22 protein-coding genes are annotated in these 19,824 nt (G+C 55.4%); 11 read left to right on the forward strand and 11 right to left on the reverse strand.

Features of this window, described 5'->3' with window-relative positions:
- The first annotated feature begins 211 nt into the window (after positions 1–211).
- Positions 212–823 (forward strand): tetratricopeptide repeat protein, encoded by a 612-nt coding sequence (locus tag QQJ87_RS13110; RefSeq protein ID WP_284282285.1) that lies wholly within the window; start codon positions 212–214, stop codon positions 821–823.
- Here QQJ87_RS13110 and QQJ87_RS13115 read toward each other — a convergent pair.
- Positions 820–2,862 (reverse strand): NADPH-dependent 2,4-dienoyl-CoA reductase, encoded by a 2,043-nt coding sequence (locus QQJ87_RS13115; RefSeq protein ID WP_284282286.1) that lies wholly within the window; start codon positions 2,860–2,862, stop codon positions 820–822. The genes QQJ87_RS13110 and QQJ87_RS13115 overlap by 4 nt on opposite strands.
- A gap of 151 nt (positions 2,863–3,013) precedes the next feature.
- Here QQJ87_RS13115 and QQJ87_RS13120 point away from each other — a divergent pair, with 151 nt between their 5' ends.
- A complete protein-coding gene (locus tag QQJ87_RS13120) occupies positions 3,014–3,538 on the forward strand; it encodes a PadR family transcriptional regulator (RefSeq protein ID WP_284282287.1) in 525 nt (174 codons plus the stop codon).
- 28 nt (positions 3,539–3,566) lie between these two features.
- Complete coding sequence (locus QQJ87_RS13125; RefSeq protein ID WP_284282288.1) at positions 3,567–4,565, forward strand: NADP-dependent oxidoreductase; 999 nt, start codon at positions 3,567–3,569, stop codon at positions 4,563–4,565.
- Between the two features lie 12 nt (positions 4,566–4,577).
- Here the strand turns inward: QQJ87_RS13125 and QQJ87_RS13130 are convergent, their stop codons facing one another.
- Together QQJ87_RS13130 and QQJ87_RS13135 are read right to left on the reverse strand one after the other, a co-directional pair.
- A complete protein-coding gene (locus QQJ87_RS13130) occupies positions 4,578–5,420 on the reverse strand; it encodes a metal-dependent hydrolase (protein WP_284282289.1) in 843 nt (280 codons plus the stop codon).
- Positions 5,421–5,423: 3 nt separating this feature from the next.
- Positions 5,424–6,455 carry a fatty acid desaturase family protein gene (locus tag QQJ87_RS13135; protein WP_284282290.1) on the reverse strand — a complete coding sequence of 344 codons (1,032 nt, stop codon included), beginning with the start codon at positions 6,453–6,455 and terminating at the stop codon, positions 5,424–5,426.
- Positions 6,456–6,731: 276 nt separating this feature from the next.
- Between QQJ87_RS13135 and QQJ87_RS13140 the strand changes: the two genes are divergently transcribed.
- Positions 6,732–7,472, forward strand: coding sequence for an SDR family NAD(P)-dependent oxidoreductase (locus tag QQJ87_RS13140; RefSeq protein ID WP_284282291.1), 741 nt, complete (start codon positions 6,732–6,734; stop codon positions 7,470–7,472).
- 4 nt (positions 7,473–7,476) lie between these two features.
- Here the strand turns inward: QQJ87_RS13140 and QQJ87_RS13145 are convergent, their stop codons facing one another.
- Entirely contained in the window at positions 7,477–8,184 is a 708-nt protein-coding gene (locus QQJ87_RS13145; RefSeq protein ID WP_284282293.1) for an SOS response-associated peptidase, read from the reverse strand.
- Positions 8,184–8,612, reverse strand: coding sequence for a DUF4149 domain-containing protein (locus QQJ87_RS13150; protein WP_284282294.1), 429 nt, complete (start codon positions 8,610–8,612; stop codon positions 8,184–8,186). Before QQJ87_RS13150 ends, QQJ87_RS13145 begins: the two co-directional genes overlap by 1 nt.
- Before the next feature lie 206 nt (positions 8,613–8,818).
- Here QQJ87_RS13150 and QQJ87_RS13155 point away from each other — a divergent pair, with 206 nt between their 5' ends.
- From QQJ87_RS13155 to QQJ87_RS13165, 3 genes are all read left to right on the forward strand, one after another.
- Complete coding sequence (locus QQJ87_RS13155; protein WP_284282296.1) at positions 8,819–9,076, forward strand: hypothetical protein; 258 nt, start codon at positions 8,819–8,821, stop codon at positions 9,074–9,076.
- A gap of 66 nt (positions 9,077–9,142) precedes the next feature.
- Positions 9,143–10,273, forward strand: a complete 1,131-nt coding sequence (locus QQJ87_RS13160; protein WP_284282297.1) for a ferredoxin reductase — start codon at positions 9,143–9,145, stop codon at positions 10,271–10,273.
- 11 nt (positions 10,274–10,284) lie between these two features.
- On the forward strand, positions 10,285–11,442 hold the full coding sequence (locus tag QQJ87_RS13165; RefSeq protein ID WP_284282298.1) for a fatty acid desaturase family protein: 1,158 nt from the start codon (positions 10,285–10,287) through the stop codon (positions 11,440–11,442).
- Positions 11,443–11,464: 22 nt separating this feature from the next.
- Here QQJ87_RS13165 and QQJ87_RS13170 read toward each other — a convergent pair whose 3' ends face one another.
- Positions 11,465–11,815 (reverse strand): hypothetical protein, encoded by a 351-nt coding sequence (locus QQJ87_RS13170; protein ID WP_284282299.1) that lies wholly within the window; start codon positions 11,813–11,815, stop codon positions 11,465–11,467.
- Complete coding sequence (locus QQJ87_RS13175; protein WP_284282300.1) at positions 11,812–12,291, reverse strand: glycoside hydrolase family 73 protein; 480 nt, start codon at positions 12,289–12,291, stop codon at positions 11,812–11,814. Before QQJ87_RS13175 ends, QQJ87_RS13170 begins: the two co-directional genes overlap by 4 nt.
- A 119-nt stretch (positions 12,292–12,410) precedes the next feature.
- Between QQJ87_RS13175 and QQJ87_RS13180 the strand changes: the two genes are divergently transcribed.
- Positions 12,411–13,868, forward strand: coding sequence for an FAD-binding domain-containing protein (locus QQJ87_RS13180; protein ID WP_284282301.1), 1,458 nt, complete (start codon positions 12,411–12,413; stop codon positions 13,866–13,868).
- Here QQJ87_RS13180 and QQJ87_RS13185 read toward each other — a convergent pair.
- Together QQJ87_RS13185 and QQJ87_RS13190 are read right to left on the reverse strand one after the other, a co-directional pair.
- Entirely contained in the window at positions 13,844–15,148 is a 1,305-nt protein-coding gene (locus tag QQJ87_RS13185; protein WP_284282303.1) for a HipA domain-containing protein, read from the reverse strand. The two genes, QQJ87_RS13180 and QQJ87_RS13185, sit on opposite strands and share 25 nt — an antisense overlap.
- Positions 15,145–15,378: a helix-turn-helix domain-containing protein gene (locus QQJ87_RS13190; RefSeq protein WP_284282304.1), complete on the reverse strand. Its 234-nt coding sequence runs from the start codon at positions 15,376–15,378 to the stop codon at positions 15,145–15,147. The genes QQJ87_RS13185 and QQJ87_RS13190 overlap by 4 nt, the downstream gene beginning before the upstream one ends.
- Positions 15,379–15,609: 231 nt before the next feature.
- On the opposite strand from QQJ87_RS13190, the gene QQJ87_RS13195 reads away from it, so the two are divergent.
- Genes QQJ87_RS13195 through QQJ87_RS13205 form a run of 3 tightly spaced genes read left to right on the forward strand, consistent with a single transcriptional unit; the run spans position 15,610 to position 18,391 of the window.
- On the forward strand, positions 15,610–16,263 hold the full coding sequence (locus QQJ87_RS13195) for a peroxiredoxin (protein ID WP_284282305.1): 654 nt from the start codon (positions 15,610–15,612) through the stop codon (positions 16,261–16,263).
- 1 nt (position 16,264) lies between these two features.
- The gene (locus QQJ87_RS13200) at positions 16,265–17,086 is read left to right on the forward strand and encodes a cobalamin-binding protein (protein ID WP_284282307.1); all 822 of its coding nucleotides are present in this window, start codon (positions 16,265–16,267) and stop codon (positions 17,084–17,086) included.
- Positions 17,087–18,391 carry an NAD(P)/FAD-dependent oxidoreductase gene (locus QQJ87_RS13205; protein ID WP_284282309.1) on the forward strand — a complete coding sequence of 435 codons (1,305 nt, stop codon included), beginning with the start codon at positions 17,087–17,089 and terminating at the stop codon, positions 18,389–18,391. It abuts the gene before it with no gap.
- Between the two features lie 11 nt (positions 18,392–18,402).
- Here QQJ87_RS13205 and QQJ87_RS13210 read toward each other — a convergent pair whose 3' ends face one another.
- Both QQJ87_RS13210 and QQJ87_RS13215 read right to left on the reverse strand, forming a co-directional pair.
- A complete protein-coding gene (locus QQJ87_RS13210) occupies positions 18,403–19,182 on the reverse strand; it encodes a molybdopterin-dependent oxidoreductase (protein WP_284282310.1) in 780 nt (259 codons plus the stop codon).
- Positions 19,182–19,796, reverse strand: coding sequence for a cytochrome b/b6 domain-containing protein (locus tag QQJ87_RS13215; protein WP_284282311.1), 615 nt, complete (start codon positions 19,794–19,796; stop codon positions 19,182–19,184). The genes QQJ87_RS13210 and QQJ87_RS13215 overlap by 1 nt, the downstream gene beginning before the upstream one ends.
- Positions 19,797–19,824 lie beyond the last annotated feature (28 nt).

Consider the following 19,824-nt stretch of genomic DNA (forward strand, 5'->3'; position numbering starts at 1 on the left):
ACGGATGAAAGGAAAGATACCGCGCATGGCGGGTAAAAAACCCAGCAGCAAAAGCTGGTCTTGAAGATCGCTGAGGACACTATCCTCTGCTTTGCCAACAATTGCAAACGATATCGACATTAATTTGTTTGGGGGGGGCAGCGCAAAGCTGTGCTTGTATTCCCCTTCACTTTGATTCAAAGTCGAAATTATTGCCTATCGCTGATTGACCATGAACAAATGCCTTTTAGCCTTGCTCTGTGTTTTGGCTTCACCGGTCTGGGCGCAGTCTGTGCCGCCCGGTGGGGTCACCAAGGTTCAACCCATCATCACACCCGATGCTCTGAAGGGCGGACAGTCAACGCCACCCTTGGCAGGCTTTGAGCGGGCAGCAGAAGGGGGTGACGCGAATGCGCAGTACCAGATGGGTATGGCGTATTTGCAGGGCGATGTCGTGAAAAAAGACTTGGCGCAGGCTGCACAGTGGTTTGCCATGGCGGCAGACCAGGGTGAGGACCGCGCGCAGGTTCGCCTGGGGTATTTGTTGGAATTTGGGCGGGGGGTCAAGCGCAATGCCGCGGCGGCGGCACAGCTGTATGAACAGTCTGCTTTGCAGGGCAACACCGAGGCTCAAGCCCGGTATGCGCAGTGCCTTGAGCGTGGTTCAGGTGTGAAAAAAGACCTCACCAAGGCCTACGCGTTTTACCTGTTGGGTGACCGGGGTGGCAATGAACAGGCGAACAAAGCAGTGAAGCGGCTTGCACTGACTTTGACCGAGGCCCAGAAGGGCAAAGCACAGGAGATGGCCAGCAAAGTGCAAAGCACCGCTGGCCGCAGGTATTAAATTTCAGCGCCCAGCCGCACGCCCTGGTTGATGGCTCGGCGGGCGTCCAGCTCGGCGGCCACGTCTGCGCCACCAATCAGCGTGACCTTCAGACCCATGGCTTCCAGGTCGGCCTGCAGGTCGCGGCGGGGCTCTTGCCCGGCGCACACCACCACATTGTCCACTTTCAAGGTTTGCAGCTCGCCATCGATTTCAACGTGCAGGCCCTCATCGTCTACGCGTTTGTATTGCACTCCGGGCACCATTTGCACCTTCTTTTTAATCAGCCCTTCGCGGTGTATCCAGCCGGTGGTTTTGCCAAGGCCGCTGCCCACTTTGCTGGTTTTGCGTTGCAGCAGGTAGATCTGGCGTGGGGGTTCTTCCACATGCTCGGCGGTTAAGCCACCCACGTTTTTGTAGGTGGGGTCGATGCCCCATTCGCGGTTGAATTTGTCGAGGTCGACACTGGCGGACACGCCTTCGTGTGTGAGGTATTCCGAGGTGTCGAAGCCGATGCCGCCTGCGCCCACCACAGCCACGGTTTTGCCCACGGGTTTGTGTTCGCGCAGCACGTCCAGATAGCCCAGCACTTTGGGATGGTCGGCACCAGGAATGTCGAGCTTGCGGGGCACCACGCCGGTGGCCAGCACCACTTCATCGTAGCCGCCTTCTTTGAGCATGGCGGGGGTGGCGCGGGTGTTCAAATGCACGTGTACTTTTTTGTGTTCAAGCTGACGCTCGAAGTAGCGAATCGTTTCGTGGAATTCCTCTTTGCCGGGAATGGTTTTGGCGATGTTGAACTGTCCGCCCACCTGACCGTGTTCGTCAAACAGGTGAACTTCGTGGCCACGTTCTGCTGCGGTAACGGCCAGGCTCATGCCAGCGGGGCCAGCACCGACCACAGCGATGCGTTTGCGCGTTGCCGCAGGCTTGATGACGATTTCCGTTTCATGGCAGGCGCGTGGGTTGACCAGGCACGATGTGATTTTGAGCTGGAAGGTTTGGTCCAGACAGGCCTGATTGCAACCAATGCAGGTGTTGATGTCGGCACTTCGGTTTTCAGCCGCTTTTTTGACGAATTCGGCGTCGGCCAGAAACGGGCGGGCCATGGACACCATGTCGGCGCAGCCCTCAGACAGCACTTGTTCGGCCACCTCTGGCGTGTTGATGCGGTTGGTGGTGACCAGTGGAATATTCACCTTGCCTTTCAGGTTTTTGGTGACCCAGGCAAAGGCCGCGCGGGGTACTTTGGTGGCGATGGTGGGAATGCGCGCCTCGTGCCAGCCAATGCCGGTGTTGATGATGGTGGCACCTGCTGCCTCAATGGCTTGGCCCAGCCTTACCACTTCATCAAGCGTGGAGCCGCCCTCAACCAGGTCAAGCATGGAGAGGCGATAAATGATGATGAAATTGGGGCCAACCTTGGCGCGAATGGCGCGAACCACCTCGACCGGCAAGCGGATGCGTTTTTCAAAGCTGCCGCCCCATTCGTCGTTGCGGTGGTTGGTGCGCGCGGCGGTGAACTGGTTTAACAGATAGCCTTCCGAGCCCATCACTTCCACGCCGTCGTAGCCGGCCTGCTGGGCCAGGCTTACGCAGTTGGCAAAGTCCCCGATGGTGCGAAGAATGTCTTCGTGGCTCAGTGGTTTGGGGGTGAACGGGTTGATGGGCGCTTTGACGGCGCTGGCCGACACCTGGTTGGGCTGATAGCTGTAGCGGCCGGTGTGCAAAATCTGCATGGCAATGCGGCCACCCTCGGCGTGCACAGCGTCAGTAATGATGCGGTGCTCGGCCACTTCATGGGCATTGGTCAGTTTGGCCCCGCCGGCGAACACCACGCCATCGTCGTTGGGGGCGATGCCGCCCGTCACGATCAAGCCCACACCGCCCCGCGCGCGCTCGGCGTAGAAGGCCGCCATGCGATGAAAGCCGTTGGGCGCTTCTTCCAGGCCCAGGTGCATAGACCCCATCAGTACCCGGTTTTTCAGGGTAACAAAGCCCAGGTCTAGCGGGGCAAGCAGGTGGGGGTAGGGAAGGCTGGATGCTGCGGGGGTGGTCATGTTGTCTGCTCCATGTGTGCCGCAAAGTGACGGACTTGTTGTGCAACTGGTTGCAATTTATAGCGCAGGTTTTGGTTTTGTGCAACTGGTTGCATAAACAGCCACCTGCACATAAGATAGGGGCTCTATTTTTGATGGTTTGTAACGCACCGTGTCTTTGCCCCATGCCTTGTTGACCTCATTGCTGGAAAAGCCCAGCAGTGGCCTAGAGCTGGCCCAGCGCTTCAGCAAATCAATTGGCTATTTCTGGCAGGCTTCCCATCAGCAGATTTACCGTGAATTGGTTCGGCTTGAAAAAGCCGGCTGGGTGCAGTCCACAGCCAATGAGGGCGCGCGCGGTCGCAAGCGCACCTACGAGGTACTGCCCGAGGGCAAAGTTGAATTGAAGCGCTGGATCGCCTTGCCTTCGGAACACAAAAACCTGCGCGATGAAATGATGGTGCGTGTGCGCGCCGCCGCTGTGGTAGGCCCCAAGGGGTTGACCAAGGGCATCGAGGAGCGCCTTGAAAGCCATCGCAAGCAATTGGCGCTGTACAAAGCCATACGCAAGAAAGATTTTGAGGGCAAAAAGGAAACCAGAACTGTGGCCTTGCAACGGCGCATTCTGGAAGTGGGCATTGAATACGAGCGCCTGTATGTGGCGTTTTGTGAGGATGTGCTGAAAGAGTTGGCTTGAACCAAGCCGCTTCAACAGGAGAACAAGTATGAGCACTTACACGACTATTAGTTTGATTGCACGCCCCAAGCCCGGGCCGATTACACCTGATCTTTTCAAGATTGAGCACAAAGAGATTCCGGAACCCGCACAGGGGCAGGTGCTGATCAAGCAAACACACATGTCGCTCGACCCTGCCATGATCGGCTGGATGAGCCCTGATCAAGAAAGTTACATTCCTCCTGTTCAACTCGGGGAGGTCATGCGTTCTTCTGGCGTCGGTGAGGTGGTCAAGAGCAATCATCCGGATTTTGCCGTGGGAGACACCGTGCGGGGCATGCTGGGTTGGACTGAATATTTGCTGAGCGATGGCAAGGGCATCAGCAAACTTCCTCCCGGATTGGACGCTGAAACTGTTTTGGCCGTGTTCGCGCTGCCAGGCTTGACCGCCACTCAGGGCTTGTTCGGTTTTGGAGATCCGAAGGCCGGTGAAACGCTGGTGGTTAGTGGTGCCGCTGGCTCAGTGGGATCGATTGTTGGGCAACTTGCGAAGGCCGAAGGGCTTCGGGTGATCGGTGTGGCTGGTGATCCGGAAAAATGCAATTGGTTGACTGAGGAATTGGGGTTTGATGGCGCCATCAATTACAAAACGGACGACATTCCTGCTCGCCTCAAAGCGCTTGCACCCAATGGGGTCGATATTTATTTTGAAAACACGGGCGGCGCCATCCAGCAGCATGTGTTTGATCGGATGAATGCCCATGGCCGAATTGTGGTGTGCGGAATGATTGCCGACTACACCGCCAAAACGCCATCTCCCGGTCCCAATTGGGTGCCGTTGATCAAGAAGCGGATCACGATTCGCGGCTTTGCGATGCCGGATCACTTCAAGGACATCGGGGCGCTGACCCAGAAGCTGACGCCTTATGTTCTGGGTGGCAAAATCAAATTTCGCACGCATGTGCTTGAAGGTTTGGAGTCCTCCATTGATGGCCTGAACCTGTTTTTTACAGGCGGAAATCGGGGCAAGTTGATCGTGAAGCTTTGATCAAAGTACCGCTTAAGCCTGTAAACCCAGTTCCCTACGAAAAACGGCCAGGGTCATTTCGGGGCCCTGGTCATTCGGATGAAATCCGGGTTTGAAGTACTTGACCAATTCAGGAATGGCGGCGCTGAAAAAGCCGCCAGGGCTGAAGTAATCCTTCGCGAATTCTTTCCAGGCCTGCGTATTACCCAGTTCTTTTTGCTGTCTCAGGCAATTGATCATGCCCAGCAACACCACTGGGCCTATGCCGGCTGAAACGACAGCCATGCCCAGTGCGCGTGTCAAGTAGCCGCGTGCAGCGTGCTGGTACAAGTCGAAGGCCACGGCGCGATGCTCCGTTTCTTCCATGGCGTGCCAAAGAATGAGCTGCCTGATCTTCGGGTCGGTCACGCTGTTCAGGAAATCGGGGTGGTGCGCAATTTGATGGGCAATCACACCGGTGTAATGCTCGGCGGCGGCTGTCATGGCCAGCCGCAGGCGTTTGGGCAGGTATCGGTTGGCACGCTTCCTGACCCACAGGGCGGCTTTGTCCAGCCCTTCTACGTGTATGCCCCGGGCTGCAAGCGCCTCGTTGGCGGTGCGGTGTTCTTTGCCGTGCATGGCCTCTTGACCAATGAAGGCACTGACATCGCGTTTCAATTGTTCGTCGGTGATCTGGCTTTTGAAGGTGCGTACCGAGTCAACGAAGAATTGCTCGCCTTCCGGAAAGTAGGCCTGAAACGCAGTCCACAAAGCCGACGAAACAGGGTTGGATTTGATGAACACGGGGTTGATGTCATGGAAGTCGAAGTCCATGCGACGCACTGGAAAGGCAGCGCCTTTTTGATGGGTGGACACGGGTTGGAAGGTTAGGGGCATGGCTTAGGCTCCTTCAGGTTGGTCTGCGTTTTTGGCTGGTGCAGAGGACACGAGTTTCAGCACATCCAGATAACTGGGTGGGCTGTCGACCAAGCCTTTGTGACGCAGAATGCGATGCAGGGCTGGCAGCTTCTGCCAGGGCACTGACGCCATGGCGTGGTGTTCGATGTGATAGTTCACGTTCAGCGGTGCCACCAGCGCACGGGCCAGAAAGCCTGCACGCGTGGTGCGCGTGTTTTTCAGCATGTCGGTGGTGCGTTCGGTTGCGGCGTGTTCTGCCATGGCCCGAATGCGAATGAACAAAGGGTAGGGGCTGAGGTAAGCCAGTACCCACACCCAATACAATTCGCCGTGGCCTGCCGTGTACAAGGCGGCAAACAATGCAATGTTGGTCAACAGAGTGGGGTAGGCGTTTTGGATAAAACGCAGCAGGTGGTGCCCAATGTTGTGGCGTGGCAACCATTCGTAGTGGCTGGCCACGGTCCACTTCAGGTATTCGGCGTCCATCAAAAAACGGCCAACTAAAAATTTCAAGCCAGTGACCCCGAATGCGTCGCGGGTCAATTTTCTGACCATGGACCGGCGTGTGGTTGGTAAACCTTGAATCAGCGACAGGTCGATGTCGTCGTTGGTGCCGGTGTGGGTGTGGTGTGTGAAATGGTGCTGCCGGTATTTGAAGAGGTCGAGGCCGATGGGCCGGCCACACAGCCAGTCTGTCAAATGGTCATTTAATTGACGGGTCGCAAACAGGGTTCGGTGTGCGCCTTCGTGGGTGGCAATGGCCAGGGCCAGTTGCCGGCCACCCAACACAACAATGGCGAGCAGCCAGCACAGCGTACGCCACAAAGGCGGAAGTTGCATTGCCCAGGCTGAAAATGCGAATACGGCCACGATGGTTGCCCAAATGGATGCAACTGCCCACAAACCCGCCAGGTTGGACCGTTCGGTCACCGCTTGCAGCTCAGCTTTTGACAGCAAAGCGCTCAACCTTTGACGGGTTGCTGATTGCGGTGTGTCATTGTCAGGGTGATTCATTGCAGTTGAACTCAATGGTTTGATTGTTCTAATTTAATTACTAAAAATGTCTTAAAAATATTATTATTGTAATCTTACATAAATTGTCAATAAATTATTTATAAGTAATCTTTCAAGGGAATACTGGCACATTGCGCTCACTTGCGGGTCAGTGTCAATTTCTGCTTCGCCTGGTATCGGTTCTTTTTGCACAGTGTGTGTTCATTTTCTGCGGTTTTCAGTGCTTTGGTGCACGCCTACACTGCAAGTCGTATCGACAAATCAAGGAGAAACTTCGTGAATGCAGAGCGAAAAGTGGCAGTGGTAACTGGCGGTGGCACTGGGATTGGCCGGGCCACCTGCATCCGGCTGGCTCAGACGGGTTGCGATGTGGCATTGATCTATTCGCGCAGTGCGGAACAAGCGGATCAAACGATGCATGACGTGGTGCAGCTGGGGCGGCAGGCCATGGCCATACGTGCTGATGTGTCAGACAAAGCGCAGGTGAATGCCGCATTTGAACAGGTGATTTTGCAATGGGGGCAGTTGAACTACTTGGTGAACAATGCGGCGATTACTCGGCAATTGCCATTCAATGATCTGGATTTGGTGACCGACGAGATCTGGGATGTGCTTCTGTCAGTCAACTTGAAGGGAAGCTTTAACTGCAGCCACGCGGCTGCACCACACCTGCGCAAACAGGCGGGCAGTGCCATCGTGAATGTGGGCAGCATTGCAGGTGAAACGGGTTTTGGATCTTCATTGCCGTATGCGGTTTCTAAAGCGGCGGTGCACGGTTTGACCCGTTCACTGGCGCGCGCATTGGCCCCATCAATACGCGTGAATTGCATTGCACCTGGCGCGGTGGACACGCGTTGGTGGGTGGGGCATGAAGACAAAATGAGGCAGATTTCAGGCACCTTGCCGCTTGAGCGGATTTCCACACCTGAGGACATTGCCGAGGCGATTTGTTTTTTATTGACGGCTCCTTCTTTAACAGGTCAGGTGATCAAAGCTGAAAACGGGCAAACGTTGTAAGGCTTCAATTTTCTGGTGGCGCCTTGGGCTCAATCAGCCCAGGGTGGTCCACCCGGTTTTTGCCCACCCCACTGACCTCAAAGCCCACGGTGTGGAATTGCACAGCGCTGCTGCTGGCGATGAATTTCAACAAATCGGCCACGTTCTGGTTCTTGGGATTCAGCCATGCTTCCCAATCGTCAGGTTGCAACATTACAGGCATGCGGTCGTGCACGGTTTGTAGTGCTTTGCAAGGGGGCGTCGTGATGATGGCGGTGCTAAGCACCAATTCACCGGTGTCGGGGTCTGTCCAGTGGTCGCACACGCCTGCCATGGCGAAGTAAGGTGCATCGGACGGGTGAATGTAGAAGGGCTGTTTGCGGGCCTTGCTGCCTTCAGGTGGGGCCTGCCATTCGTAGTAACCACTGGCGGGTATCAGGCATCGAAACTTTTTGAACCCGGTGCGAAACGACGGCTTTTCATGCACCGTTTCGCCGCGTGCGTTGTTGAGCTTGGCGCTGACGGTTTTGTCTTTCGCCCAGTGGGGTACCAGCCCCCACAGGTGGTTGAGAATGACGCGTTCACCTTCGCGATTGATGCGCACCACGGGCACCTGGGCGGTGGGGGCAATGTTGTAACGGTTGGTAAACAGGTCTTCCTGTTCAGTGTAGCGCGCGTCGAAATGGGCCGTCAGGCGTGAAACCGGGCCTTCAATGACGTAACGGCCGCACATTAAACAAAGCGCGCCAAAACCCAGGCTGCCAGCGCGATGTGAACCAGCGTGACAAGCACCGACAAGCCATGCAGTTTTTTAAAGCGCGACTTGTTGCCGGCGTCGGTTGCCGCGTTGATGGCGGGCATCAGCACTTGCCGTGCGGGCACCGTGCTGACTGCAATGGTTGCGAGCAGCATGGCCGACACGGGGTTGGCAACCCACAACAAGGCTGCACCAAGCGCCGCAGTCACGATGACAAACAAATAAAAGTGCGGAAACACGCGTCGCAAAGTGCTACCCGCCTGGTCGGCCGGCAGGGTGGAAAACAATGCTGCCGCAAAGCCGAATGAATACAATACAGACCCGCCAAACAGCAGTGCAACAAGGAGAAGGGCCAGGGTGGTCATGATGCCTCGAACCGCGATGATGGTTACAACGGCCTTCAATTTACCACATGGCCCGGTTTTGCCAACGGCTGGTAATGTGCCGAGGGGTGGGTTCAAAATGTAAATTGTTAATTAGCTTTTTGCACTTAAATTTAACCGAGTTTAGTGGACCTACTCACCCAATTGGCTTGACCTGTCGTTGGCTAAGCTTTTGTGTAATTTCAAACTTCACTGAGGTTCGCGCCATGTCCGCCGCATCTGTTTCAATGAGACATTCCATTCGCAGCAAGTTTCTGATGTTGGGCGCATTGTTCGTTTTGCTGGTGGCTTTTTTGACTTGGGACATCGTGGGTCAGAATTTGTCCAATTCACGCACCACTTCGAACATGCTGGCGGGTCTGGATGAAATAGCCAAGATGACTGAAGGCAACAACCATTCAACTCGCAGACTGGACACACTCGTGAATGACCTCACGGACATTTCGAAATCGATGAGCAGTCATCTTTCGTGTTATGTGGTGTGATCATTTGCTAGTTACCGTGCAGGACTTCGTGTAGAGTAATTACTCTAATTCCCGCAGGAGACGCATGTGCTGCAACATTCAGAGGCCGATCGTTCGTCGGTGTTGGGGTTCATCCGAAAAGTCAGTGATGCCTTTGCGTTCCCGTTGCGGGTCTCGCATTACATCGAACTGGTCAACCCGCTGTGGGCTGACCACAGCATGCAGGCCCGCATTGAAAAGGTGTGGGACGAGACATCCACAGCCCGCACCCTGACTTTAAGGCCCGGCGCAAACTGGCGCACATTCAAGCCTGGGCAGCACGTTCGGGTTGGTATTCCAATTGGCGGACGTCACTTTACGCGTACTTATTCCATCAGTTCGGGTGCTGAATCGCCCGACGGCTGTTTTTCCATCACTGTGAAAGCCATACCAGGCGGTTTTGTATCGAACCACATTGTGCGCAAACTCAAGGTGGGCGACTACATTCCTGTGGGCATTGCGCAGGGGGACTTTTACTTGCCTGATGCGCAGCCGGTGGAGCCCCTGTTCATCACTGCGGGCAGTGGAATTACACCGATCATGAGCATGCTGCGCACGCTGGACCGTGAAGACCGAATGCCCGATGTGCGCCACATTCACTATGCGCCCCATGTGCATGACGTTATTTTCGGGCAGGCCTTGACTGATCTTCAGGCCCGCTACAATCGCTATCACTTGCAACGCATCTACACCCGAGAACCTGGTCAGGCGGAGTCGGCAGCAGGCAGCGCGGGTAGCCAACACTTTTCACCGGCGCAGCTTGAGCAGTTCTGCCCCGATTGGCGCAGTCGCGATGTGTACGCCTGCGGTCCTCAATCCTTGCTGGATGCGCTGGAGTCGTTTTGGGAATCGCAGGGCCTGCGCAGGCAGTTGCACACTGAGCGTTTCAGGGCGCCACTGGCGGTGTCTGCCCAGCCTGGGCAAGCCGGGCGTGTCACCTTTGCAAAAAGCGACGCCGTGGTGGATTCAGACGGGCAAACCAACCTGTTGCGTGTGGCTGAGGACAATGGCCTGAACCCCGAACATGGCTGTCGAATGGGCATTTGCCACGGCTGCGATGTGAAGTTGGTGTCGGGTTGTGTGCGCGACTTGCGCACCGACGAGCTGCTGCAAGAAGCCGGGCAGGTGATTCAAATTTGCGTGTGTGCCGCCGTGGGCGACGCCGTAATTGACGTATAAGGGGTGTAGCGATGGGAATGCCAACACATTTAACTGCCGGCGACATTGAAGAATTTGGGCGTGAGATGGACGCCATTCGCAATGAGGTAATGGACTCGCGTGGGGAACGCGACCGCCGCTACATTTTGAACATCATCCGACTGCAGCGTTCCATGGCGCTGCTGGGCCGCATTGTGCTGTTTTTAAGCCTGATTGTGTCGCCTTACGGGCACTTGGCAATTGGCGGCTGGCTGGCGTTTGGCTTGGCCGTCCTGCTGGGTGCAGGTTTGCTGGGCGTGGCCAAAATCATCGAGAACATGGAAATTGGTCACAATGTGATGCATGCCCAATGGGATTGGATGCGCGACCCCAACATTCAAAGCAACACTTGGGAATGGGACAACGTGTGCCCCTCCGACCAGTGGAAGCACAGCCACAACGTGGTGCACCACACCTGGACCAACGTGTTTGGCAAAGACCCGGACATCGGCTACGGCGTATTGCGCGTGTCTGAAGAACAGAAGTGGCACCCCAAGTTTTTGCTGAATCCGCTGATCAACTTGATATTGATGTTCTATTTTCAGTGGGGTGTGGCCGTACACGACGTTGAGCTGGACAAAGTGCTGGAGGGCAAAAAGAAGTTGTCGGACGCGCGGCCCATGCTGAAGCGCATTTGGTGGAAGGCCCAGCGCCAGTTGCTGAAAGACTATGTGCTGTGGCCATTGCTGGGTGTGGCGTTCACCGTGCCTGTTACGGTGGCCATGGGCTTGCCCGTGCTGTCGGTGGCTTGGTCAGCATTCTGGACGGTGGTTGTGGGCAATTTGATCGCCAATGGCATTCGCAATGTGTGGTCAAACATGATTATTTTTTGCGGGCACTTTCCCGAAGGTGTGCAGCATTTCACGCAGGCCGAGGTGGCGGGGGAGACCCGCGCGCACTGGTACATTCGGCAATTGCTCGGCAGTGCCAACATTGGCGGCGGCAAGGTGTTTCACATTTTGTCGGGCAATTTGAGCCATCAGATCGAACACCACCTGTTTCCGGATTTGCCCAGCAACCGGTATCCGGAAATTGCGCCGCGCGTTCAGGCACTGGCCACCCGCTATGGTTTGCCGTACAACACCGGGTCGTTCAGGCGGCAGTTTGGCACCACCACCGGTAAAATCTGGAAGTTGGCAGTTCCAGCCTAAATAGGCCAAGCATTTTTCGCGTTTATCTCTTGAGTGGCTGCTTGAACGGTAGCGACTCAAATTCGTCATCGGTATTTCTGGCGGTGGTGGACAGCTTGCCGTCTTTCTTGTTGACCCGAATGAAGAAGATGGTGGGTGAGGTCTCGGGATCTCCACCACATTTTTCATTGTGCTTTTCACGAACGCGAATCAGGTATTTGGTTTTTTCGTTTTCCGTGTCGAAATACAGGCATTCAAGCGCGAGTGTTGTCAGCTGGTATTTTTGAACTGCATTTGCAGCAAGATCGACTGCCTGATCGTCCGATTTCACCGTGGCTGCACAAGCGCCCAAGCTGCAGGTTGCGATTGAAAGACTAACCAGGATTTTCTTCATTGATTGAGGTCCAGTGCGTGAAGATTGTGATGCTGGATGATTGATTTGAGCTTTGCAATGTATTGCGGATCAGTTGCGTACCTTTGTAAATGTTCAACAAAACCGATGGGGTCATTTTTGTAGGGTAAGGCGTCAGCGAAGTTTCGACGAATCACCTGTGCATATTCTCTAGCTGCTTGCTTGTAAGTCGGATATCCTCGGAAGTTGGCCGCAAGGCGGTGGCTTTTTCCGTTGATAACTTCGTGGGTCACAAATCGAGTTGTCTTACCAGATCGGCTACTGCCTTTGACGCCGAAGAATGCATTGTCAATCACGTGGCTTCCCCAGCCAGTTTCCAAGGCGGACTGTGCAAGAATGACGCTAACGGGTACACCGAATCCCTTGCTTACTAAAACGGCGTCCTTCAGGTGGTGATCAATGAAAATTTGAACGTGACTGGTAGGGTGTTTGACCGCTTGTAGATATCGATGAGGCATTGTGTAGAAGAGTTCTTAATCTCAACGATAGAATAGGCACACCTTTTTGCTGAAGCAAACACCAGCTCGGGCACTTGCCTACTATTGATTCATTTTTCAGCTTTCCATAAAAAATTACCATGGCAGTACAGGTACTTTGGTTTAAAAGAGATTTGCGTGTCACCGACCACCTGCCACTGTTCGAGGCCGCCAAAGGCGTGAAGCAGTTTGGCCGTGTTTTACCCCTTTACATCCACGAAAACTTGATGATTCAAAGCCCTTACAGTGCCCGGCAGCATCAGGCTTTTGTGTGGGAATGCCTGGATTCACTGAACGCAGACTTGCAGGGCATGGGCGGTGTGCTGGGCGAAGTGCATGGCGATGCGGTAGAGCAGTTGGATCGTCTGCATGCCGTGTATGGCATTTCTCGCATTCTGGCCCATCAGGAAAGCAGCACCCGTGCCGAATACACCCGCGACAAGGCTGTGCGTGCTTGGTGTAAGGCGGCGGGTGTGGCCTTAGTTGAATTGCCGCAAGACAATGTGCTGCGCAAGCCTGCCAAAGCCAAATTGAGCTTTCAGGATTATCTGAATGCCGCTGTAGACACCCCTTTGAAAAACCCTTTGGGCAAACCACTGCACCACTTGTTTGTGGAACAGGTGCCCACCTTAAACCGCGCCACTTTGCCCCTGTCTGTGGGCACAGACAAACCCCAACGTGTGAAGGGCGGGCGCTTGGCAGCTGTGGCGCTGGCCAAGCGGTTTTTTACGATCAATCGCCTGAAGCAATACCCGTATGGCATATCCAGCCCGAACAAGGCTGTGGATGCGTGTTCGCGCCTGTCGGCCTACCTGGCGCACGGTGTGGTGTCAGACCGGCATGTGCTGGTGCGCTTGAATGAACTGGTGTCTGAGGCAAGCCAAACCCTTCCGGCGGCTGAGTTTGAAAAGCTGCAAAGTGGCGCGCAGTTTTTTGTGGAACGCCTGATTTGGAGGCACGGTTACTTTCAGCAGTTTGAAGACCACCTGGAACTGGAGGACACCGAGTTTTTTGATGCGCTGAAAGGCGTGCGCGAGGCCGAGTTCAACCCCGCCCATTTTGATGCCTGGGTGGCAGGCAAAACCGGTGTGCCGTATGTGGACGCCATTCAACGTTGCCTGGATCAAACCGGCTGGATCAACATGCGTGCGCGGGCCACCTTGGCGTCGTTTGCCACCATGCAGTTGTGGCTGCCGTGGCCCATGGTGGCGCGGCATTTGGCGCATCAGTTCACCGACTTTTGCCCGGCCATTCATTTTGGGCAGGTTCGCATTGCCTCGGGCAGCAGCCACTTTGGCCAATTGTTGATTTACGACCCGCTGAAGCAGGCGAGGGACCACGACCCCAAGGGGGTGTTTGTGCGCAAGTGGGTGCCTGAACTGGCTGGCCTTTCGGCAGAGATCATTCACACCCCCTGGTTGGTGCCTGGCGCTTTGCCCGCCGACTACCCCGCGCCTGTTGTTCAGCCTGAGGAGGCTTTGAGAACTTCGAAGGCGCGGATATATGCGTTGCGTTTACAGACGGAAAGCCTTAGTCAACCTGGCTTGCACATCGGCTGAATAACCGAGTGAATAATGGCGCGCAAGCATCTCAGTTCGCCTGCAAACGTGGCGGCCAATTCAGGTCGTGTGGCCATCAAGGTTTGGTTTTCCTGTTCAACTTCTTTGTAAATGCTGTGCGCTTGATCAAGCAGTTGTTGGCGCATGGTTCGCAAGATACGCGTCGTGGTGTTTGCGCTTAATCCCAAAGTTTCACCAGCCTGGGTCAGTGTGGCAGGCGTGGCTTGCGCAAACCTTGAAGCACCTTTAATGGGCCATGCCAGCTCGGTTAGGTCGGGCCATCGGTTTTTGTCAAAGGCAGGGCTGTCGTATACGCCGATGCTCAGCAGGTCGTAAAACGGGGCCAATTGCACGCCGCCTGGCGACACCAAAAAGCTGATGTTTTTCAGGTGGGCGTCGCTGTTGCCAACCAGCACATTGAACACAAGCCATGAAAACAGCCGGGTGCGCGCAACAGCGGGTGAACGGCATTGCCCGGCCAGTTTCATAAGTGCATCTACGCTGCCTTGTGAGTACTTAAAAACCCGGTCGATGCCCAGCAACTGGCAGGCGTCAATGGCGTGCCTGCGCTGCACTTTTCCGCCTTTTTGCAGCCGATCAAAACGATTGACCAGATAAACCGGTGCTGGCACGTACAAACGGTGAACGTCTGGAACATCGAGACCGACACGCTTGGCCAGGCGCATGGTGAACCATTCATTGATGACTGAATGTGGATATTCCGCGTCAACGTGGTTGGGTTTCAAGATGTGGGTAGACGGGGTTTCGCCCACGGGCTCGAACAATTCGCCCGCCTGTAAAACCACAGCCAGTTTGTGTTGCGCACCCGCCAGTGACATTTTTTTGGTGGCCCCGTGGGCAAGTGGAATGTTCGGCAACTTTTTGATGCGTGCTTGCAATGCATCAAATGGCAAAGGCTTCAATACGCCGGGTGTGTCAGGCTTGGTTGCTTGGGGCAGCAGGGTAAGCGAACCAGCCGATTCAGCCCCATAGTGCTGAAGCAAGGCAAATGCATCTGCCCCATCCACCTTGGCGTCTTTGGCCAGCAACTGGCGTGCCCCTTCTTCGGGCAAAAGGTTGTCGAAAAACCATTGCACCGGGCGCTTGCTGGATCCGTCTTTGATGGCAATTTGCACGCGTGGTAGCGCTGGGCTTAAATCAAAGCCCTTGGGATTGTTCAGCCAACCTTGCGAGTACTCAAACTGCCAAACGGCACCTTGCTCTGAAAGTGTACCTACCTCAACCGTGTCGACAAATGCGCGAAGTGAACGTGATTTCATTCGGTGGTGTCATCCTCTGGCACATCGAGAATGACATAAATACCAAGCCCGTGAAGCACCTGAAAAAGCTTTCCCCACTGAACGGCATCTGATCCTCTTTCAACTTTACCAAGAAAGTTTTCGCTGACACCGATGCTGTCTGCCGCGTCGTCCTGTCGCATTTTTTGCGCTTTGCGATACGCCCGCACAATGGGCCCGAGGGCGCTGGGGTCGTCAATTTTGATTTGCATAAAATCCTCACGTTTGTAAGGATTATGGGTTTAAAATACGATTTTAGCAAGAAATCCTTACGGCCATAAGGATTTTTAATTTTTCACGCATCATTCACTCAAATTCCGCACGATCGGAAGGATTCAAGCGCCCGCTGAAACTCCGTTCAGTTATATGCATATTGCCGATCTGTTGTTCAGCAGCACCGGCTTCGGTGGTAGTCTTTAAGCCTGTCTTTTTAGGAGAAAACCATGGGATTGAGAATCAATGACGTTGTGCCCAACCTGGACCTGACAACCGACCAGGGCAGCTTTAAGTTGCACGACTTTATCGGCGACAAGTGGACCATTCTGTTCAGCCACCCCAAGGATTTCACGCCTGTGTGCACCACCGAGTTTGGTGCTGTGGCCCAACTGGCAGACGAATGGAAAAAGCGCAACACACAGGTGATCGGCCTGTCCGTGGATGGTGTGGAAGAGCACACCAAGTGGAAGGGCGACATTGAAAGCTATTCAGGCGCCAAAGCCACTTTCCCGATTATTGCCGACAAAGACCTGGCGGTTGCCAAGGCATTGGACATGCTGCCGGCCAACGCGTACCTGCCCGATGGCCGCACTGCCAATGACACGGCGACTGTGCGCGTGGTGTTCATTTTCAGCCCCGACAAAAAACTGCAGTTGCAACTGACTTATCCCATGTCGATTGGCCGCAATTTTGCTGAGGTGCTGCGCGCACTCGATGCCTTGCAGGCCACCTATGGCAAGCCAATTGCCACGCCCGCCAACTGGACCCACGGTCAGGACGTGATTGTGGCGCTGTCGCTGGACAACGAGGCGGCCAAGGCCAAGTTTGGCAGCATCGACATCAAATTGCCTTACCTGCGCACCACCAAGTTCCCGGGCTGACATGCGCGGCCCGAGGCGGATCGTATGCCTGACTGAAGAAACCACCGAGTGGCTTTACCTGCTCGGTGAGGATCACCGGATTGTCGGCATTTCGGGCTACACGGTTCGCCCCCGCAAGGCACGGCTTGAAAAGCCCAAGGTCAGTGCCTTTCTGTCTGCAAAAATTGATCAAATTCTCGACCTGAAGCCAGACTGCGTGTTTGGCTTTTCTGATTTGCAGGCCGACATTGCTGCTGAACTGGTGCGCCGTGGCGTGCAAGTCACTGTGTTCAACCAGCGCAGCATCGCTGAAATTCTGGACATGATGTTTCAAGTCGCGTCCATGGTGGACGCGCAGGCCAAAGGGCTTGAACTGTTGGGCAACATTCAACGCGGGCTGGATGACGTTCGCAATGCTTCCGAGACCTTGCCCCGCCATCCGAAAGTCTATTTTGAAGAATGGGACACCCCCGCCATCAGCGCCATTCAATGGGTGTCTGAATTGATCGGCGTGGCAGGTGGGCACGACGTGTTTCCCGAGCTGGCTACCCAAAGCCTGGGTAAAAACCGAATCATCGCCAACACGGATGAAATCATTGCCCGCAACCCCGATCTCATCATCGGTTCATGGTGTGGCAAGAAATTCAGGCCCGACACCGTGGCTGCAAGGGCAGGCTGGCTAAGGGTAAACGCGGTTCGAAACGGGCACATTTACGAGATAAAATCGCCGCTTATTTTGCAGCCCGGCCCAGCTGCCCTGACGGATGGTTTGCAGGCCCTGCGGGATCTGGTCCACAATTGGGCTGAGGGCACACTGCCGTCGAACTTGATCAAAGGTGAATAAATGACATTGCCAAGCGTGGTGATCGTGGGTGGTGGCGCAGGTGGCCTTGAACTGGCTTGCAAACTGGGCCGCAAGTTTGGTCCGCAAAGCGTTACCTTGGTGGACGCCAAAACCTATCACATCTGGAAGCCCTCGTTGCACGAGGTGGCGGCCGGTACGCTGGACATTCATCAAGAAGGTTTGTCCTATTCCATGCTGGCCTACAACAGCGGCTTCACTTTTGTGTTGGGCAGCATGGAAGGCTTGAATGCCGAAGACAAAACGATCGCTTTGTCGCCCGTGCTGGATGATGCGGGCGACGAAGTATTGCCCCGCCGCACCCTGAGCTACAGCCGCCTGGTGATTGCCGTGGGCAGCCAGTGCAATTACTTTGGTGTGAAGGGCGCTGCGGAGCACACCATTTCACTGGACGGGCCGCAGCAGGCTGAGGGTTTCCGTTTGAAAATGCTGAAACAACTGGCCATGCTGGACCTGCGCAAGCGCGACAACCCGGCCGCTAACCTGAACATTGTGATCATTGGGGCGGGTGCAACGGGGGTTGAACTGGCTGCTGAATTGCGTGAGGCCAGCCAAGTGCACAGCCGCTTTGGTTTTCGAAACATTGACGCTGCGCGCGATGTAAACATCACCATTCTGGAAGGTGCAGACCGCATATTGCCGGTGCTGCCGAAGAATGTGTCTGAGGCGGCGGCTGACCTGTTAAAGGCCCGGCACGTCAAGATCATTAACCACTGCAAAGTGGTCGACATTTCGCCCAAGCTGGTGGTGGACGCCGCTGGCAATGAGTACAAGGCCGATTTGTGTGTGTGGGCAGCAGGCATCAAGGCACCTGCCTTGTTGGCCACACTGGGTTTGCCGGTGAACCGCAACAATCAGCTTGAAGTGGAGGGCACCCTGCAGGTGAAGGGCTTCCCCAATATTTATTCCCTGGGCGATTGTGCCGCTTGTGCCCAGCCCGATGGCACCTGGGTGCCACCCCGCGCCCAGTCTGCCCACCAGCAAGCGGATTATCTGATGGCGCGCTTGCTTGCTGAAAGCAGGGGTCGTTTGCCTTCGTCAAAACCTTATTTGTACAAAGACCATGGATCGCTGGTGTCTCTCGGTACGCGCAGTTCTGTGGGCAGCCTGATGGGCAATCTGTTTAAGGCAAGCAATGTGTTTGTGGAGGGTTTTTTTGCCAGGTCCATGTACGCCAGCCTGCACCTGATGCACCATTACGCGGTGCTCGGCCCGGTCAAAACCTTCCTGTTGGCCATGGCGCGCTTTCTGACCAAGCGGGCCACGCCTTTGGTGAAGTTGCACTGAAGCCCCATCACCTAGATTCCGCCAAACCAGTTGTAACCCTGATCTTCCCAATAGCCGCCCGTGTAGGCGTTGGCCACAAAAATGGTGGTGATGTGTTTGGGGTTTTTGTAGCCCAGTTTGGTGGGCATGCGCAGCTTCATTGGGAAGCCGTACTTGGGCGGTAGTACCTCACCGTCGTAGGTCAATGTAAGAAGCGTTTGCGGGTGCAGCGCCGTGGGCATGTCGATGCTGGTGTAGTAGTCGTCTGCACATTTGAAGCCCACGTACTTGGCGGTGGTGTCCGCCCCTATCGTCTTCAGGAATGTTGAGAAACGCACGCCACCCCAGCGGCCAATGGCACTCCACCCCTCGACGCAAACGTGGCGTGTAATCTGCTCTTCCTGTGGCAGTGCGCGCAGCGAATCCAGTGTCCAGGCGGACTTGTTGCCAATCAGTCCGGCCAGCTCCAATTTGTAACTCGATTCGTCCACCTCTACCACCTCGTCTTCGTCGTAATAGGCGTTGAAAGGGAAGGGGCGGGTCATGTCGGCAGGCGTGTAGGTGGGGGCCAGCGCCGTGGGCGAGAAAAGTGCCGCTTGCACCTTGTCGTTGAATCTTGAAATGGTCATCAGTGCCTTTTCAATACTGGGTTCGTCGCTGATGGTGCAACCAGACAGCAGGCCCAGTGTACCGAGCCCCGAGGCGGTCAGAAAGCCACGCCTTTGCAGGTTGGGGGCCAGTTTGACCAATTCACGATTGGCCTCCTGTTGGACATCGCTGTCGATTTGCAGCAGTCGTTTTTTGTAAACCATTATTGACCCCTTGTTGTGGTGGAGACGCCGATCATGGTCAGCAGGCTGCGTGGCACCAAAGCCACCATGGCCAGGTGTATGGCCACAAAGGCAACAATGCCGGTCATGGCGCCGAAGTGAATCCAGCGCGCAGCTTCGTAGCCGCCCAACAGCTCGCGAAGCGTGCCGAATTGCACCGATTTCCAGAGCACCAGCCCACTGAGGATGACCAGCACAATCAATGCGAGAACCCCGAGGTAGGCGAGCTTTTGAATGGCGTTGTAGTGCAGTGGATGGGTGTGTTCGAGCCGACCTTTTAGCAGCAGTGGTACGTCGGCTCGAAGCCCGCTGACAAGGCCCTTGGACAGGGTGCGGTAAAGCCTGCCGCCAACAGCACTTCGAATGGCATACAGGCTGAAATTGATCACCAGCAGCCACATGGCTGCAAAATGCCACTGCAGTGCACCGCCCAGCCAGCCACCTAGGGTGATGGTGTTGGGGAAATACCAGTCAAACAGCGGTGAAGCGTCGAATATTTTCCAGCCGCTGGTGACCATGATGACAATGGCCAGTGCATTGGTCCAGTGCCAGGCGCGAACCCAGCGGGGGTGTGTGGTTGGAGTAGGGTTTGCCATGCAGGGCCTCGCGAGTGATGTTGCTCAT

Source organism: Limnobacter litoralis, assembly GCF_030160455.1.
Lineage (GTDB): Bacteria > Pseudomonadota > Gammaproteobacteria > Burkholderiales > Burkholderiaceae_B > Limnobacter > Limnobacter litoralis.

What these genes read in the sequence shown, in the direction of transcription:
- QQJ87_RS13110 (WP_284282285.1), top strand. Translation starts at nt 212, where the DNA reads ATGAACAAATGCCTTTTAGCCTTGCTCTGTGTTTTGGCTTCACCGGTC.
- QQJ87_RS13115 (WP_284282286.1), bottom strand. Translation starts at nt 2,862, where the DNA reads ATGACCACCCCCGCAGCATCCAGCCTTCCCTACCCCCACCTGCTTGCC.
- QQJ87_RS13125 (WP_284282288.1), top strand. Translation starts at nt 3,567, where the DNA reads ATGAGCACTTACACGACTATTAGTTTGATTGCACGCCCCAAGCCCGGG.
- QQJ87_RS13130 (WP_284282289.1), bottom strand. Translation starts at nt 5,420, where the DNA reads ATGCCCCTAACCTTCCAACCCGTGTCCACCCATCAAAAAGGCGCTGCC.
- QQJ87_RS13135 (WP_284282290.1), bottom strand. Translation starts at nt 6,455, where the DNA reads ATGAATCACCCTGACAATGACACACCGCAATCAGCAACCCGTCAAAGG.
- QQJ87_RS13145 (WP_284282293.1), bottom strand. Translation starts at nt 8,184, where the DNA reads ATGTGCGGCCGTTACGTCATTGAAGGCCCGGTTTCACGCCTGACGGCC.
- QQJ87_RS13155 (WP_284282296.1), top strand. Translation starts at nt 8,819, where the DNA reads ATGAGACATTCCATTCGCAGCAAGTTTCTGATGTTGGGCGCATTGTTC.
- QQJ87_RS13165 (WP_284282298.1), top strand. Translation starts at nt 10,285, where the DNA reads ATGGGAATGCCAACACATTTAACTGCCGGCGACATTGAAGAATTTGGG.
- QQJ87_RS13170 (WP_284282299.1), bottom strand. Translation starts at nt 11,815, where the DNA reads ATGAAGAAAATCCTGGTTAGTCTTTCAATCGCAACCTGCAGCTTGGGC.
- QQJ87_RS13175 (WP_284282300.1), bottom strand. Translation starts at nt 12,291, where the DNA reads ATGCCTCATCGATATCTACAAGCGGTCAAACACCCTACCAGTCACGTT.
- QQJ87_RS13180 (WP_284282301.1), top strand. Translation starts at nt 12,411, where the DNA reads ATGGCAGTACAGGTACTTTGGTTTAAAAGAGATTTGCGTGTCACCGAC.
- QQJ87_RS13185 (WP_284282303.1), bottom strand. Translation starts at nt 15,148, where the DNA reads ATGAAATCACGTTCACTTCGCGCATTTGTCGACACGGTTGAGGTAGGT.
- QQJ87_RS13190 (WP_284282304.1), bottom strand. Translation starts at nt 15,378, where the DNA reads ATGCAAATCAAAATTGACGACCCCAGCGCCCTCGGGCCCATTGTGCGG.
- QQJ87_RS13195 (WP_284282305.1), top strand. Translation starts at nt 15,610, where the DNA reads ATGGGATTGAGAATCAATGACGTTGTGCCCAACCTGGACCTGACAACC.
- QQJ87_RS13200 (WP_284282307.1), top strand. Translation starts at nt 16,265, where the DNA reads ATGCGCGGCCCGAGGCGGATCGTATGCCTGACTGAAGAAACCACCGAG.
- QQJ87_RS13205 (WP_284282309.1), top strand. Translation starts at nt 17,087, where the DNA reads ATGACATTGCCAAGCGTGGTGATCGTGGGTGGTGGCGCAGGTGGCCTT.
- QQJ87_RS13210 (WP_284282310.1), bottom strand. Translation starts at nt 19,182, where the DNA reads ATGGTTTACAAAAAACGACTGCTGCAAATCGACAGCGATGTCCAACAG.
- QQJ87_RS13215 (WP_284282311.1), bottom strand. Translation starts at nt 19,796, where the DNA reads ATGGCAAACCCTACTCCAACCACACACCCCCGCTGGGTTCGCGCCTGG.